The sequence below is a fragment of the Microbacterium psychrotolerans genome, assembly GCF_031085295.1.
Classification (GTDB): domain Bacteria; phylum Actinomycetota; class Actinomycetes; order Actinomycetales; family Microbacteriaceae; genus Microbacterium; species Microbacterium psychrotolerans.
On the sequence record NZ_JAVFWO010000003.1, the window covers coordinates 325,531 to 339,499 of the forward strand.

The window sequence follows — 13,969 nt, forward strand, 5'->3', positions numbered from 1 at the left end:
TGGATAAGTGACCCGATCGCAACCGGGCACGGCTCACCGGGTCGCGCGCCCGCGCGTGCCGTTTACTGCGGGAACAAACGGCCCCGCCCGACGCTTAGAATCGAGTACGGAGCGTCACGAGCGCACCGGCCGTCGCCGTCCACCCCCGAGAGCACGCGCGCGCCGCGCGAGGAGACCCCATGGAGCACAACGACCCCTTCGGCTTCGTCGGACTGACCTACGACGATGTGCTGCTGCTGCCCGGCCACACCGACGTGATCCCCAGTGAGGCCGACACGTCGTCCCGCGTGACGCGACGCATCACCGTCGCCACGCCGCTCATCTCGAGCGCGATGGACACCGTGACCGAGTCGCGCATGGCGATCGCCATCGCCCGCGAAGGGGGTCTCGGCATCATCCACCGCAACCTCTCCATCCAGGACCAGGCCTCGATGGTCGACCGCGTCAAGCGCAGCGAGTCCGGGATGATCACCGACCCCATCACGACCACTCCCGACGCGACGATCGAAGAGGTCGACTCCCTCTGCTCGCAGTACCGCATCTCGGGCCTGCCCGTCATCGACGACGACAACCGCCTGGTCGGCATCGTGACCAACCGCGACATGCGCTTCGTCTCGGGCTTCGAGCGCCAGACCACCAAGGTGCGCGACGTGATGACGACCGAGGGCCTGGTCACCGGCCGCGTCGGCATCAGCGCGGGTGAGGTCATCGCCCTGTTCGCCCAGCACCGGGTCGAGAAGCTGCCGCTCATCGACGAGGACGGCACCCTGGCGGGTCTCATCACCATCAAGGACTTCGACAAGAGCGAGAAGTACCCCCTCGCGACCAAGGACGAGCAGGGCCGCCTCCGCGTCGGCGCGGCGATCGGCTTCTTCGGCGACGCGTGGCAGCGCGCCGAGGCGCTCCGCGACGCCGGCGTCGACGTGCTCGTCGTGGACACGGCCAACGGCCAGTCGGCCGGAGTCATCGACATCGTCCGCCGCCTCAAGGCCGATGCCAGCTTCGACCACATCGACATCATCGGGGGCAACGTCGCGACCCGCGAGGGCGCGCAGGCGCTCATCGACGCGGGCGTCGACGCCGTCAAGGTCGGCGTCGGACCGGGCTCGATCTGCACCACCCGCGTCGTCGCGGGTGTCGGCGTGCCGCAGGTGACCGCGGTGTACGAGGCGTACCTGGCCGCTCGCGAAGCGGGTGTGCCCGTGATCGCCGACGGCGGCCTGCAGTACTCGGGCGACATCGCCAAGGCGCTCGTCGCGGGTGCCGACACCGTCATGCTCGGCTCGCTCCTCGCCGGCACCGACGAGTCGCCGGGCGAGATCGTCTTCCAGGGCGGCAAGCAGTTCAAGCAGTACCGCGGCATGGGCTCGCTCGGCGCCCTGCAGACGCGCGGCAAGAAGACGTCCTACTCCAAGGACCGCTACTTCCAGGCCGACGTCCCGAGCGACGACAAGCTCATCCCCGAGGGCATCGAGGGACAGGTCGCGTACCGCGGCCCCGTCTCGGCAGTCGCGTACCAGCTCGTCGGCGGCCTGCGCCAGTCGATGTTCTACGTCGGCGCCCGCACGATCGACGAGCTCAAGGCCAAGGGCAAGTTCGTGCGCATCACCGCCGCCGGTCTCAAGGAATCGCACCCGCACGACGTCCAGATCGTCGTCGAGGCGCCCAACTACAAGAAGTAGCCCTCCCCGTCAGGCCCCGCGAGCGGATGCCGCACCCTACGCGCGAGCGAGGGTGGCGGCATCCGCTTCGTTCCTCCAGAGTTCGCAGACCCGCGTCAAGTTCGCAGAGTCTGGCCGCTTCCCTGCGAGCTTCACACAGGTCTGCGAAGCCTGTGCCGGATGCGAGTCCTCCACAGTGCGGCGCGTACCCAGGCTGTCCACATTCGCGCCCCGCGTGCATCTGGCGAACCCGTCAGCTCAGCACGCTGGCGCGATGGCAGTGACGAAAAGGACCCTCGAGCAACTGCGGGAATGGCTCATCGCGCAGGGCGAGATCGCCCACAGGGATGAGGCCCTGCGCTCCGGATTCGGGATCGCGCTCATCCGCACCTTCGTGCGGGAAGGCCATGCCGAGCTCGTTCGTCGCGTGTGGCTCGCCCTCCCTGACGGCCCGCGAGACCTCCGCACCGCGGCGCTTGCCGGCGGTCGGATCAGCTGCACCTCGCTCGCACGACGTCGGGGGTGGTGGATGCCAGAGGTCGTCGGCACCCAGCTGCACCTCCATCTCCGGCCGGGGTCTGCGCCCACGGGACTCGACAATGCCTGGAACGGCGTGACGCATTGGACGAAACCCCTCGTGCCGGCCGGGCGCTCACTCATCGGAACGGTCGAGGACGCATTGCTCCATATCGCGGCGTGCCTCGACCGCGACACCGCGCTCGTGCTCTGGGAATCGGCGGCCCGCACAGAGCGCATCGCTCCGGAGACCCTCCGCGCGATCCGCTGGACGTCGCGTGTCGCACGCGAGCTCGCTCACGCGGTCACCGGCCTGTCCGACTCCGGTCTCGAGACGCTCATGGTGACGCCCCTGCGACGGTGGGGTCTGCGGGTGCGGCAGCAGGTCAACATCGCCGGGCACCTCGTCGACGTGCTCGTCGGAGACCGCCTCGTCGTCCAGATCGACGGGTACGAATTCCACTCCTCGAGCGCGCAGCGCGCGAAGGACATCGCCCACGACGCCGAGCTGCGGCTGCGCGGCTATACGGTGCTGCGTTTCAGCTACGCGCAGATCGTGCACGAATGGCCCTTCGTGGAGCGCACCGTTCGGAGGGCCGTGGGCGCTGGACTTCACTGCGCGGGTTGACGGGCAGGTCTCGGCTCACAGGATTCGCAGCATCGCGTCGATCTCGCAGCATCCGCCCCCGGATCCTGCGAGGTTGGCGCGATTCTGCGACGTTCGTGGGCGGGCCGGCTCGCGCCGGACACGCGCACGGCATGGAGAAGAGCCCGGCGACTCGGGTTCACAGGATTCGCAGCATCGCGTCGATTTCGCAGCATCCGCCCCCGATCCTGCGAAGCTCGCGCGATTCTGCGAGCGTGACACACCGGCTGCCGTCGCCGACCAGCAGGCTGCCCGTCGCCGGGACACCCCGCGGCGCAGGGTCAGCGGATCCAGAACGCCTCGGCGGCTCGGGCGGTGTCGTCGGTCGCGAGGTCGGCGAGCACCGAGCCGACCGCCGGGGTGAACTTGAACCCGTGGCCGGAGAAGCCGGCTCCGACGACGATGCGGCCGCGGCGATCGAGCACGAAGTCCTCGGAATCCGTCGACGTGTACGTGCAGCTGATCGGCTCGGCCGAATCCGGCTCGAGCCCGGGGAACCACTCGGCGACGTAGTCGTGCAGCGCCGCTGCGAGCTCGGGCACCGGTCGGAAGGTCCGGTGGTCGGGGTCGACGACCGGTCCGACGTGGTGGAAGCCCACCTTCACGCCCTCGCCCGGCGTCGGCATGCCGTACGTCGGACCCGGGTAGGTCCCGCGAGCCACGAGATGGTTGAACGACGGCCACCGGGCGTCGGGTGAGACCGGGGAGAAGTGCGCCGGGCTCTCTTCGGTCACCGTCAGCCGGGGGAGCGGGAACGACGGGGGCAGGATGCCGGGGGTCCAGGCGCCCGACGTGACCACCGCCGTGTCGGCCACGACGTCGTAGCGGCGCTCGCCGTCGTCGATCGTGAGCGAGACGCCGTCGCCGCGCTCTTCGAGGGCGACGACGCGCTGGCCGTAACGGACGTCGGCGCCGTGGCGTCGCGCGCCGACCTCGAGGGCATCGAGGGCCGCCGCGGCCCGCACCACGCCCGCGTCCGGGGTGAACAGCACGTCGCCGCCGAACCGCATCCCGCTCCAGCGGCGCGCGGCCTCCACCGCCCCGAGCACCTCGGCGCGCTCGCCGCGTGCGACCAATGCGTCGTGCACCTGCGCGACCACCGCATCGTCGCCGTGGGTGAGCAGCCCGTGCAGCCGCAGCAGCGGCTCTCCGGTCGTGCGCGAGAGCTCGTCCCACTCGGCGCGTGCGAGGGCCAGGAGGTCCAGGTAGTGCGCAGCGGTGTAGGCGTTGTTGAAGTTGCGGGTCGCGCCGTGCGACGCCCCGTGCGAGTGGCCGCGCGCGAACCGCTCGAGGGCGAGCACCCGGTGACCGCGTCGGGCGAGCTGCCAGGTCGTCGCGAGCCCCATGGCGCCCGCGCCGACGACGACATACGGAACGTGCTCGGTCACGGGCGGTCCTCCACGGGTCTCGGGCCCGGCCGGCGGCCCCACGCGGAGCGGGTCGCAGGCGCGGGCAGCGGCATCCGTCCTCCATCCTCGCGCAGCGCACGGGGAGGCCCGGCAGGGAGTCGGAGTATGACGTCCGGCGATCCCCGCATGGGCGGCCGTGTGTCGCTACCCTGGCGCCATGATCAGGCAGCGCCAGCATCCTGCGGCGACACAGCGCACCACGCGCCTCGAGGCGTTCACCGACGGCGTGTTCGCGATCGCGGCGACACTTCTGGTGCTCGACCTGACGACGCACACGTTCGGCAAGGTGGACTCCGACGCGAGCATGTGGGCGGCGTTCGGCGGCATGTACGAGCTGTTCATCAACTTCGTGCTCAGCTTCGTGCTGCTGTGCATCCTGTGGATGGTGCATGTGCAGCAGTTCGAGCACATCGCCCGGGTGGACGCGATGATGATGTGGCTCAACAACGCGCGGCTGCTGTTCATCGTGCTGGTGCCGTTCGCCACCGGCCTGATGACGGAGTACCAGGAGTACTACGCGGGCCGGCTCGCGATGCCGGTGACGTTCTTCCTCGCCATCCTGTTCAGCTGGGTGCAGTGGCAGTGGGCGGTCCGCCATCGCGAGACCATGCTGCCCGACATGAGTGCCGCGGATGCCGCCGCGTATGGTCGCGGCTCACTCAGCGCCCTGCTGATCAGCGGCGTCGTGGTCATCCTGTCGCCGTGGATCGGGTCGATCGCGTTCGTGCTGTTCCTGTTCGACGGCGTCTTCACGCGCGCGCTGCGCGGCAAGGGCGCCTGAGCGGGCGGATGCCGTCGGCCGGGGTGCCCCGCCGGAGACGAGATCGTGTGCTCTCGCCGAGTGCACATGTCTGCGACGCGCGGAGCATGTGGTTTCGGCGAGAGCACACGACGTGGACGGGCACGTGGCTTCAGCGAGCGACGGCCGGCTCGAGCACGTCCGCGTCGGTCTCGGCGGCGCCATCGTCCGCGGTGCCGGCGGTGACGGCATCCGTCGCCCTGCCGGACGGGAGCCACAGCGCCACGACGGTCGCGGCGAACAGCACTGCCGCGCCCGTGAACACCGCCGGACGCGCCGCGTCGACGTAGAGATCGGGCATGAGCTCGCCGCCGGCGCTCACGAAGATGGCGGTCATGACGGCGGTGCCGAGTGCGACGCCCAGTTCGCGGACGGTGGAGTTCACGCCGGACGCCTTCGCGTGGTCGACGAGCCCGAGCGTGGCGAGCAGGGCGGTCGCCGACGGGGCGAACACGAGCGCCATGCCGACGCCTGCCATCACGAACGGGACGATGAGCGCCGGGTAGTCGAGGTCGGTCGACATGATCGCTGCGATCCAGGTGAGTGCGACGCCCTGAAGGGCGAGGCCGAGCACCAGCAGCACCCGGGTGCCGACGCGGGGGGCGAGGATGCCGGCGATCGGCGCCACGATCATCGGCGCGAGCGTCCACGGCGTGGTCTGCACCGCGGCCTCGAGCGGGGTGGAGCCCTGCACGAGCTGCAGGTACTGGATGAGGATGAACACCGAGCCGAAGGTGCCGAAGCTGAACGCGAAGCCGACGATGTTCGTGATCGAGAATGAGCGGTCGCGGAACAGCCGCAGCGGCATCAGCGGCGCCTTGGCCCGCATCTGCCACACCAGGAACGCGGCGATCAGGAGTGCGCCGGCGACGATCTCGACGATGACGCCGGGCGAGTCCCAGCCGTCGTCGTTTCCGCGCACGATCGCGTGGACGAGCGCCAGCACGCCCGCCGCTGCGAGCAGGGCTCCGGGAACGTCGATGCGGGCGCGCGCGCCGAAGTCGTTGTTGAGCACGACCAGTGCGAGCGGAATCGCGATGAGGGCGACGGGCACATTGATCCAGAAGATCGCCTGCCAGTTCCAGCCCTCCATGATCGCGCCTCCGACAAGGGGACCGACGGCCACGCCGAGGCCTGAGACGCCGCCCCAGATCCCGATGGCGAGCGGCCGTCGGGATGGCGGGACAGCACCGCTCAGGAGCGCCAGCGACAGCGGCATCACGCCCGCCGCCCCGAGGCCCTGCACGGCGCGGGCGGCGATGAGCTGGCCGGGGTCGGTGCTGAGCGCGGCCAGCACCGAGCCTGCGCCGAAGACGGCGATGCCGATGGCGAACAGCGTGCGGCGGCCGAAGCGGTCGCCGAGTGCCGAGGCGATGAGGATCGCACCGGCGAACGCGAGCGTGTACGCGTTCACGAACCACTGCAGCTCTTCGACGCTCGCCCCCATCTCGCTGTGCAGGACGGGCAGGGCGTTGGTCATGACGAGGTTGTCGAGCGTGGCCATGAACATCGGAAGGGATGCCGCGGCCACCACGAGCGCGAACGGGCGAGGTCGCCGCGTGCGCGGGGCGAGGGAGGTGTCGGTCATGAGAAGCTCCGGTTGTAATCGAATGATTACCACAATGTAGTAATCGACTGATTACAAAGTCAAGTCATTCGCTGATAACCTCGTGGCATGACTTCTGTGCAGCGGGACGGCAGCGGCGCCACCGCCCTCGACGAACCGGCCGAGACCGGCAAGCGCCTGTCGTCCGACGAGCGGCGCCGGCAGATCCTGGTGGCCGCGCTCGCCGTCTTCGGCACCCGCGGATACGAGGGCGCGACGACCGATGAGGTCGCCCGCGCCGCCGGCGTCAGCCAGCCGTACGTCGTCCGGCTGTTCGGCTCCAAGGAGAACCTCTTCCTCGCGACGATCGAGGACGCCCTGACGCGGCTGCTCGCGGCGTTCCGGGCCGCGCTCGCCGCGGAAGAGGACGACGGCCTCACGGCCGCCAAGCGCATCGGCCAGGCCTACGTCGACCTCATCGAGGTGCGGGGTCTGCACCAGACCCTCGCGCACGCGTACCTCCTGGGCAGCAACCCGGTGATCGGCGCAGCCGCGCGCCGCGGGTTCGCGGCGGTGTGGCGGTTCTTCCGCGAGGAGATGGGGATCGACGCCGACGAGGCCCGCGCCTTCATGGCCGAGGGCATGCTGATCAGCACGATGATCGGGCTGCGCATCGTCGACGACTACGGATCGGACCCGCAGATCACCGAGCTCTTCCGCTCCTGCTTCCCCAGCGAGCTTCCGCACGTGCTCGATGTCCTCCCCCGGGGCGACGAACGCTGGTGACAGCGGGGGACGGATGCCGCATCTGGCCGCCGTCAGAGCCGCGGCGTATCGTCGGGGGCATGTGCCGGAACATCCACACGCTCCACAACTTCGAGCCCGCGGCGAGCTCCGACGAGGTGCACGCGGCCGCCCTCCAGTACGTGCGCAAGATCGCGGGCACCACGAAGCCCTCGAAGGCGAACCAGGAGGCGTTCGACCGCGCCGTCCACGAGATCGCCCACATCACGCAGCACCTGCTCGACGACCTCGTCGCGACGGCGCCGCCCAAGAACCGCGAGGTCGAGGCGGCGAAGGCGCGGGAGCGGGCGATCAGGTCGGGCCGGTACGCCGCCCCGGCCGCCTGAGCGCGTCACCCGTCTTCCCTGCGCCTGGGTTGAGATAGGCTGGTCGGCTCCCTGATCGGCGACGGATGCCGCACCGGAGCAGACAGGGAACACCGTGGGCTATATCGACATCGCCGCCGTCTCGTATGCGCTGCCGGACGGCCGGCCGCTCCTCGACGAGGTCTCGTTCCGCGTCGGCGAGGGCTCGACGACCGCGCTGATCGGGCAGAACGGGGCCGGCAAGACCACCCTGCTGCGGATCATCCGCGACGAGATCTCGGCGCACGGCGGAGTCGTGCAGATCGACGGCGGACTCGGGGTCATGGACCAGTTCGTGGGCCACGGCGGGCCGGGACAGACCGTCCACGATCTGCTGATCGCCGTCGCACCCGATCGCGTGCGCCGCGCCGCGCGCGAGCTGGAGGACGCCGAGGCGGCCATCATCGAGCGCGACGACCTCGACACGCAGATGCGGTACGCCGGGGCGCTCGCCGACTACGCCGAGGCGGGCGGCTACGAGTACGAGACCGTCTGGGACACCTGCACCACGGCGGCGCTCGGCATCCCGTTCTCGCGTGCCCGGTTCCGCGAGCTGACGACGCTGTCGGGTGGGGAGCAGAAGCGGCTCGCGCTCGAGGCGCTGCTGCGCGGACCCGACCAGGTGCTGCTGCTGGACGAGCCCGACAACTACCTCGACGTGCCGGGCAAGCGGTGGCTGGAGGAGCGCCTGCGCGAGACGCAGAAGACCGTGCTGCTCGTGTCGCACGACCGCGAGCTGCTGGCGCGCGCCGCCGACCGCATCGTGACGCTCGAGGTCGGCGGCGCAGGCAGCACCGCGTGGGTGCACGGCGGCGGGTTCGGCACCTATCACCGTGCTCGTGACGACCGCATGGCGCGACTCGACGAGCTGCGCCGGCGCTGGGACGAGCAGCATGTCAAGCTCAAAGAGCTCGTTGCGACGCTCAAGGTGAAGGCCACCGCGAACGACACGTTCACGTCGCGCTATCGCGCGGCCCAGACGCGCCTGCGCAAGTTCGAGGAGGCGGGCCCGCCGCAGGAGCGGCCGAGGGAGCAGGACCTCGACGTGCGCCTGCGCGGCGCGCGCACCGGGCGGCGCGCGGTCGTCGCCGAGCAGCTCGAGCTCACCGGCCTGATGCGGCCCTTCGACGTCGAGGTGTGGTTCGGCGACCGGGTGGCGGTGCTCGGCTCCAACGGCTCCGGCAAGTCGCACTTCCTGCGGCTGCTCGCGCGCGGCGGCACCGATCCGGACGGTCGGCTGGGGCACCTGACGACGACGGGTGCGGGGCTCGATCCGGTCGCGCACACCGGGCGGGCGATCCTCGGCGCGCGTGTGGTGCCCGGCTGGTTCGCGCAGACCCACCGCCATCCCGAGTTCGACGGCAAGACGCTGCTCGACATCCTGCACCGCGGCGAGGACGCACGCTCCGGCTTGCCGCGCGAGGCGGCGAGCAGCGCGCTCGATCGCTACGGCCTCGTCGGCCAGGCCGAGCAGACGTTCGACAGCCTGTCGGGCGGCCAGCAGGCGCGGTTCCAGATCCTGCTGCTCGAGCTCTCGGGCGCGACCCTGCTGCTCCTGGACGAGCCGACCGACAACCTCGACCTCGTCTCTGCGGAGGCGCTGCAGGACGCGCTCGCCCGCTTCGAGGGGACCGTGCTCGCCGTCACCCACGACCGGTGGCTCGCGAAGTCCTTCGACCGCTTCCTGGTGTTCGGCTCCGACGGCCGGGTGTTCGAGTCCGGCGAGCCGGTCTGGGACGAGACCCGCGTCGCGCGGGCGCGCTAGGGGTGGCGGATGCCGCCGGCCCGCGGCATCCGTCCCCACCCCGTCTCTCCCTCTGCCGCGTTCGGGGCGCATCGGGCCCGGTTGGGGCGCATCGCATGCGCCCCAGACGAACGCGGTACGCCAAAACCCCGGAAACCGTACGCATCTGGTGGGATCCGGCCGCGCGAAGCCCGCCGGGTAGGCTGGTCGGGTGAGCATGGACATCGAGCTCGGCCGGGCCAAGCGCGCGCGTCGCGCCTACACGTTCGACGACATCGCGGTGGTGCCCTCGCGGCGCACGCGCAACCCTGAGGACGTCTCGACCACGTGGACGATCGACGCGTTCAGCTTCGACATCCCGGTGCTGGGCGCACCCATGGACTCGGTCGTCAGCCCGCGCACGGCGATCATGCTGGGTCAGCTCGGCGGGCTCGGCGTGCTCGACCTCGAAGGTCTCTGGACGCGCTACGACGACCCGGAGCCGCTGCTGGCCGAGATCGCCGGGCTCGACAAGACCGCCGCGACCCGCCGCATGCAGGAGCTCTACGCCGAGCCGGTCAAGCCAGAGCTCGTGCGCGACCGCCTGGCCGAGATCCGCGCCGCCGGCGTGACCGTGGCCGGCGCGCTCACGCCGCAGCGCACGCAGGAGCTGTACGAGACGGTCGTCGCTGCCGGCGTCGACCTGTTCGTCATCCGCGGCACGACGGTGTCGGCGGAGCACGTGTCGAGCGTCGATCAGCCGCTCAACCTCAAGAAGTTCATCTACGACCTCGATGTGCCGGTCATCGTCGGCGGGGCGTCGACCTACACCGCCGCGCTGCACCTGATGCGCACCGGCGCCGCCGGCGTGCTGGTCGGCTTCGGCGGGGGAGCGGCGTCGACCACGCGTGCCACCCTGGGCCTGCACGCCCCCATGGCCACCGCGGTCGCCGATGTCGCCGGAGCGCGCCGCGACTACCTCGACGAGTCGGGCGGACGCTACGTGCACGTCATCGCGGACGGCGGCGTGGGAACCTCGGGCGACATCGTCAAGGCGATCGCGATGGGCGCTGATGCCGTCATGCTGGGCGTCGCGCTCGCGCGCGCCACGGACGCCCCGGGCCGGGGCTTCCACTGGGGCCCCGAGGCGCATCACGCCAAGCTGCCCCGCGGGCGCCGCGTGAAGGTCGACCAGGTGGCCTCGCTGGAGGAGGTCCTGTACGGGCCCGCACCGGTCGCGGACGGCACCGCGAACCTCATCGGCGCGCTGCGCAAGTCGATGGCCACGACGGGATACTCCGACCTCAAGGAGTTCCAGCGCGTCGAGGTCGTCGTCGCGCCGTACGCCGCGGGATGACGGATGCCATGACCGAGCGGCCCGAATCTCGCGACGGCGGCCAGGGCCCGGACGGTGCGGCGGACCTCGCGCCCGAGGTCTTCCCGCCGACGCTGCGCGAGGTGATGCTGCGCCCGCGATGGATCGGGATGCTGCTGCTGTGCCTGGTCGTCGCGGCCGTGTTCGCGTGGCTCGGGCAGTGGCAGCTGGGTCGGGCGGTGCAGACGAATCCGCTGCCGCCCGGTGCGACCGAAGAGGTCCAGGAGCTCGCCGACGTCGCAGCACCCGGCGAGTACCTCCCCGAGCCGCTCGTGGGTCAGCGGGTCGAGACCGCGGGGCGATGGGTGCCCGAGGATTTCGTCATCGTCACGTCCCGGTTCAACGACGGCGTCGAGGGCTACTGGGTGACCGGTCAGCTGCGCATCGACCCGACGCGCACCGAGACCTCCGCCCCGACATCGATCGCGGTGGCGCTGGGGTGGGCCGCCACCGAGGAAGACGCCCGCGCGGCCATCGAGAATCTCGAGACCGGGGCGGCCGCGGGTGACACCATCGAGGTGACGGGACGCCTGATCTCGGACGAGGGACCGGTGCTGCCGCCGCGCGGCGCCGACCCGCAGACGCTGACACGGATGTCGCCCGCCGCGCTGCTGGGGCAGTGGCACGACGTCTCGGGGCTCTTCGTGTACCGACCGTACCTGGCGTCCGTGGACGCCCCCGCCGGCCTCGACGCGATCTCCTCTCCGGCGCCCGCGGACGGGTCGGGCATCAACTGGCTCAACATCTTCTACGCGCTCGAGTGGGCGGTGTTCGCCGGATTCGCGTTCTATCTCTGGTACCGCCTGGCGAAGGATGCCTGGGAGAAGGAGATCGAGGACTTCGAGGATGCTCGCCGCGAGCCGGGCGACGAGCCGGAGCCCTCGGCATCCTGACTTCACAGCTGCCCGGTCCGCGCGCGCCCGGGCGGCTCCCGGCCCCGACGGTCGCGGCGGAATCCCGCGGGTAGACTGGGGTCATGCCCCGCGCCCCGAAGCTCGCTTCCTTTCCGGCGATCCGCGGAGCCCTGAAGTTCTACCAGGTCTGCTCCATCATCACGGGCACGATGCTGCTCCTGCTGGTGGCCGAGATGATCGCCAAGTACGCGGTCGGCTACGAGCTCTTCCTGGGTGGCTCCGGCGGGTTCCTGTGGTTCGCGCCGGTCGTCGAGACCGCCTCGGGCCTCGAGTCGACGGGCGACGGCTTCAACCTGTCGCTCGGCATCCTCGTCGCCCACGGCTGGTTCTATGTCGTCTACCTGGTCTCGTGCTTCCGCGTGTGGAGCCTCATGCGCTGGAACCTCGGCCGCCTGGCCATGCTGGCCGCCGGCGGCATCGTGCCGCTGCTGTCCTTCTTCATGGAGGCACGCGTCGCGCGCGAGGTGAAGACCTACCTGTACGAGCGCGAAGCCGCTGAGCTGCACTCGCGCGCCGAGCACTCGTCCCTCACTCAAGCGATCCCGACGGAGAACAAGCGTTGACCGAACTGCCATCCTCTGCCGCGGCCGAGGCCCAGACCTCCTCTGAGCCGGCTGCGGCCACCGAGCAGCGTCCCGTCCTCGTCGTCGACTTCGGCGCTCAGTACGCGCAGCTGATCGCACGCCGCGTGCGCGAGGCGGGCGTCTACAGCGAGATCGTTCCCCACACCGCGAGCGCGGCCGACATCGCCGCGAAGAACCCGGTCGGCATCATCCTGTCGGGCGGTCCCTCGTCGGTGTACGAAGAGGGGGCACCGGCGCTCGACACGGGCGTCTTCGACCTCGGGCTGCCGACACTGGGCATCTGCTACGGCTTCCAGGTGATGGCACAGGCGCTGGGCGGCGAGGTCGCCCACACCGGACTCCGCGAGTACGGGGCGACGGATGCCGCGGTCACCGGCGACGGCGGCGTGCTGCTGGGCGGCCAGCCGGTCGAGCAGAACGTGTGGATGAGCCACGGCGACCAGGTCGCCAAGGCGCCGGAGGGCTTCGACGTCCTCGCATCGACGAGCGCCACCCCGGTGGCGGCGTTCGGCAGCGACGAGCGCCGCCTCTACGGCGTGCAATGGCATCCCGAGGTGAAGCACTCCGACTACGGGCAGAACGTCATCGAGAACTTCCTCCACAAGGCCGCGGGCCTCGCCGCCGACTGGAACAGCGGCAACGTCATCGCCGAGCAGGTCGAGCGCATCCGCGCGCAGATCGGCTCGGGCCGCGTGATCTCGGCCCTCTCGGGCGGCGTGGATTCCGCTGTGTCGACCGCGCTCGTCCACGAGGCCGTCGGCGACCAGCTGACGGCGATCTTCGTCGACCACGGTCTGCTGCGTAAGGGCGAGCGGGAGCAGGTCGAGAACGACTACGTCGCATCGACCGGCGTGCGCCTCATCACGATCGACGCGCGCGAGCAGTTCCTGTCGGCACTCGAGGGCGTGAGCGACCCCGAGCAGAAGCGCAAGATCATCGGCCGCGAGTTCATCCGTGCGTTCGAGGCGGCCGAGCGCGACCTCGTCGCCGAGGCGGCTGCCGACGGCGAGCCCATCCGCTTCCTCGTGCAGGGCACGCTGTACCCCGACGTGGTCGAGTCGGGCGGCGGCACCGGCACCGCGAACATCAAGTCGCACCACAACGTCGGCGGCCTCCCCGAAGACCTGCAGTTCGAGCTCGTCGAGCCGCTGCGCACCCTGTTCAAGGACGAGGTGCGCGCCATCGGCCGCGAGCTCGGCCTTCCCGAGGCGATCGTGGCCCGCCAGCCGTTTCCGGGCCCCGGCCTCGGCATCCGGATCGTGGGTGAGGTCACCGCTGACCGTCTCGAGATTCTGCGCGATGCCGACGCCATCGCCCGGGAAGAGCTGACCAAGGCGGGCCTCGACGGCGAGATCTGGCAGTGCCCCGTCGTGCTGCTCGCCGACGTGCGCTCGGTCGGCGTCCAGGGCGACGGCCGCACGTACGGCCACCCGATCGTGCTGCGTCCGGTGTCGTCCGAAGACGCGATGACGGCGGATTGGACGCGTCTGCCCTACGACGTGCTCTCGAAGATCTCGAACCGCATCACCAACGAGGTGCGGGAGATCAACCGTGTCGTTCTCGATGTGACCTCGAAGCCGCCGGGGACCATCGAGTGGGAGTGATCCAGCGGGCGCCTCGGACCTTCGGGTCCGGGGCGTCACTGCAT

General features: G+C 70.7%; 12 protein-coding genes. 10 read left to right on the plus strand and 2 right to left on the minus strand.

Going from position 1 to position 13,969, the window contains the following annotated elements:
- The first annotated feature begins 179 nt into the window (after positions 1-179).
- Complete coding sequence (gene guaB, locus Q9R08_RS10615; protein WP_308867976.1) at positions 180-1,682, plus strand: IMP dehydrogenase; 1,503 nt, start codon at positions 180-182, stop codon at positions 1,680-1,682.
- 253 nt (positions 1,683-1,935) lie between these two features.
- Entirely contained in the window at positions 1,936-2,805 is an 870-nt protein-coding gene (locus Q9R08_RS10620) for an endonuclease domain-containing protein (protein ID WP_308867977.1), read from the plus strand.
- Positions 2,806-3,104: 299 nt separating this feature from the next.
- Here Q9R08_RS10620 and Q9R08_RS10625 read toward each other — a convergent pair whose 3' ends face one another.
- Positions 3,105-4,211 carry an FAD-dependent oxidoreductase gene (locus Q9R08_RS10625; protein ID WP_308867978.1) on the minus strand — a complete coding sequence of 369 codons (1,107 nt, stop codon included), beginning with the start codon at positions 4,209-4,211 and terminating at the stop codon, positions 3,105-3,107.
- 178 nt (positions 4,212-4,389) lie between these two features.
- On the opposite strand from Q9R08_RS10625, the gene Q9R08_RS10630 reads away from it, so the two are divergent.
- Complete coding sequence (locus Q9R08_RS10630) at positions 4,390-5,013, plus strand: TMEM175 family protein (RefSeq protein ID WP_308867979.1); 624 nt, start codon at positions 4,390-4,392, stop codon at positions 5,011-5,013.
- Between the two features lie 130 nt (positions 5,014-5,143).
- Here the strand turns inward: Q9R08_RS10630 and Q9R08_RS10635 are convergent, their stop codons facing one another.
- Positions 5,144-6,619: an MFS transporter gene (locus tag Q9R08_RS10635; protein WP_308867980.1), complete on the minus strand. Its 1,476-nt coding sequence runs from the start codon at positions 6,617-6,619 to the stop codon at positions 5,144-5,146.
- Between the two features lie 87 nt (positions 6,620-6,706).
- On the opposite strand from Q9R08_RS10635, the gene Q9R08_RS10640 reads away from it, so the two are divergent.
- The 7 genes from Q9R08_RS10640 to guaA all read left to right on the plus strand — a co-directional run bounded on the left by Q9R08_RS10640 (position 6,707) and on the right by guaA (position 13,925).
- The gene (locus Q9R08_RS10640; RefSeq protein WP_308867981.1) at positions 6,707-7,363 is read left to right on the plus strand and encodes a TetR/AcrR family transcriptional regulator; all 657 of its coding nucleotides are present in this window, start codon (positions 6,707-6,709) and stop codon (positions 7,361-7,363) included.
- Positions 7,364-7,422: 59 nt separating this feature from the next.
- Positions 7,423-7,707 carry a DUF2277 domain-containing protein gene (locus tag Q9R08_RS10645; protein ID WP_308867982.1) on the plus strand — a complete coding sequence of 95 codons (285 nt, stop codon included), beginning with the start codon at positions 7,423-7,425 and terminating at the stop codon, positions 7,705-7,707.
- Positions 7,708-7,801: 94 nt separating this feature from the next.
- Positions 7,802-9,490: an ABC-F family ATP-binding cassette domain-containing protein gene (locus tag Q9R08_RS10650; protein ID WP_308867983.1), complete on the plus strand. Its 1,689-nt coding sequence runs from the start codon at positions 7,802-7,804 to the stop codon at positions 9,488-9,490.
- Positions 9,491-9,686: 196 nt separating this feature from the next.
- Positions 9,687-10,805, plus strand: coding sequence for a GuaB3 family IMP dehydrogenase-related protein (locus Q9R08_RS10655; protein ID WP_308868478.1), 1,119 nt, complete (start codon positions 9,687-9,689; stop codon positions 10,803-10,805).
- A gap of 104 nt (positions 10,806-10,909) precedes the next feature.
- On the plus strand, positions 10,910-11,716 hold the full coding sequence (locus Q9R08_RS10660) for an SURF1 family protein (protein WP_308868479.1): 807 nt from the start codon (positions 10,910-10,912) through the stop codon (positions 11,714-11,716).
- Between the two features lie 83 nt (positions 11,717-11,799).
- Complete coding sequence (locus tag Q9R08_RS10665) at positions 11,800-12,300, plus strand: DUF3817 domain-containing protein (RefSeq protein WP_308867984.1); 501 nt, start codon at positions 11,800-11,802, stop codon at positions 12,298-12,300.
- Positions 12,301-12,305: 5 nt separating this feature from the next.
- Positions 12,306-13,925 carry a glutamine-hydrolyzing GMP synthase gene (gene guaA, locus Q9R08_RS10670; protein WP_308868480.1) on the plus strand — a complete coding sequence of 540 codons (1,620 nt, stop codon included), beginning with the start codon at positions 12,306-12,308 and terminating at the stop codon, positions 13,923-13,925.
- The last annotated feature ends 44 nt before the right edge of the window (positions 13,926-13,969 follow it).

Bases quoted from the DNA above. Each gene is read 5' to 3' on its own strand.
- guaB (WP_308867976.1), top strand. From the start codon at position 180: ATGGAGCACAACGACCCCTTCGGCTTCGTCGGACTGACCTACGACGAT.
- Q9R08_RS10660 (WP_308868479.1), top strand. From the start codon at position 10,910: ATGCTGCGCCCGCGATGGATCGGGATGCTGCTGCTGTGCCTGGTCGTC.
- Q9R08_RS10645 (WP_308867982.1), top strand. From the start codon at position 7,423: ATGTGCCGGAACATCCACACGCTCCACAACTTCGAGCCCGCGGCGAGC.
- Q9R08_RS10655 (WP_308868478.1), top strand. From the start codon at position 9,687: ATGGACATCGAGCTCGGCCGGGCCAAGCGCGCGCGTCGCGCCTACACG.
- Q9R08_RS10635 (WP_308867980.1), bottom strand. From the start codon at position 6,619: ATGACCGACACCTCCCTCGCCCCGCGCACGCGGCGACCTCGCCCGTTC.
- Q9R08_RS10620 (WP_308867977.1), top strand. From the start codon at position 1,936: ATGGCAGTGACGAAAAGGACCCTCGAGCAACTGCGGGAATGGCTCATC.
- Q9R08_RS10630 (WP_308867979.1), top strand. From the start codon at position 4,390: ATGATCAGGCAGCGCCAGCATCCTGCGGCGACACAGCGCACCACGCGC.
- Q9R08_RS10665 (WP_308867984.1), top strand. From the start codon at position 11,800: ATGCCCCGCGCCCCGAAGCTCGCTTCCTTTCCGGCGATCCGCGGAGCC.
- Q9R08_RS10640 (WP_308867981.1), top strand. From the start codon at position 6,707: ATGACTTCTGTGCAGCGGGACGGCAGCGGCGCCACCGCCCTCGACGAA.